Raw genomic sequence first — 250 nt, 5'->3', positions numbered from 1 at the left:
ACAGAAGTAAAAGCAGATGCAGACGGCAAGTGGACAACAGAATTGGCAGAACCATTAACACATAACGCAGTGATCAAAGCAGTAGCTTCAGACGCGGCAGGTAATAAATCACCAGAAGCGACACAAACGGTGAAAGATACAGTAGTTCCAGCCATTCCGACAATCGATACGATTGAAGCGGGAGCTAAAGTAGTAAACGGAACAAGCGAGCCATTAAGCACAGTGACATTGACGTTGCCAGACGGTAAAA

1 protein-coding gene is annotated in these 250 nt (G+C 45.6%); it reads left to right on the top strand.

Features of this window, described 5'->3' with window-relative positions:
* The coding region (locus tag HMPREF2937_RS13775) for an Ig-like domain-containing protein (protein WP_180364633.1) at nt 1-250 on the top strand (250 nt) is incomplete at both ends.

It is taken from the genome of Staphylococcus sp. HMSC061G12 (assembly GCF_001838465.1).
In the GTDB taxonomy this organism is placed as follows: Bacteria; Bacillota; Bacilli; order Staphylococcales; family Staphylococcaceae; genus Staphylococcus; species Staphylococcus simulans.
The sequence above is the reverse complement of the archived record's forward strand: the minus strand, read 5'-3'. Positions and strand labels throughout refer to the sequence as shown.